The organism is Polaromonas sp. P3_C2 (assembly GCF_056402675.1).
In genome coordinates, this window is the sequence record NZ_JBFUGX010001179.1 from 1 (window position 1) to 692 (window position 692).

1 pseudogene is annotated in these 692 nt (G+C 60.5%); it reads left to right on the forward strand.

Annotation, left to right across the window (positions count from 1 at the left end):
- Nucleotides 1-467 precede the first annotated feature (467 nt).
- Nucleotides 468-692: pseudogene (locus AC1DWI_RS25445) on the forward strand (aldehyde dehydrogenase iron-sulfur subunit); the annotation flags it as partial.

Consider the following 692-nt stretch of genomic DNA (forward strand, 5'->3'; position numbering starts at 1 on the left):
CTTCTGCGCATTGTGGATAGCCGCCGTCCAAAGCCTGCTCGCTTAGCCTAAAAAATCCTGATTGGCCCGGAAGCCAAATTGGCGCCTAAATATGGGCTTTTTGATGCCCCCAGGCCGCCAAAATCCCTCCTGGCATAGTCAAAACACCGTGGAAGCGTCTATTTCGAGCGTGAAAAGGGCCTTGAGCCCAATCAGGACAAGCGCAACCAGCTCCTCTTCTGATAGCAAAACTGCAGTCCTGACCCTCGCTTGACAACCCGTTTGCAAGGTAAGGCAAAAGAAGTGGGAGGATGCGCCAGGCGTACTTCCTGACCTCGACGCGGCGGCGGTCGTGATGGCGGCGGCGGCAGTGGCGGCAACTGACTCCCCACCTAGCCTGTCTCCTACAGTGCAATCGGCCCTGCTCCGGGATGCTGGCGGTTACCTCGCCACTCCCCACTCCATCTTTAAGGACAAAGGCAGAAGCCATGGAAAGCCCCACCGATGCACTCACCATCTCCCGGCGAGGTATCCTGATCGCTAGCGCCGCTTCAGCGGCTGTGACCACTATGCCATCAGACGCAACCGCCGCCCCCTCTTCACCGCTCGCCGCACCCGGCTCCGYCCCTCAGGAGCGCGTGACCATCGAGGTCAACGGCACGGCCCACACCCTGAACCTGGACACACGCACCACGCTGCTCGATGCCTTGCGC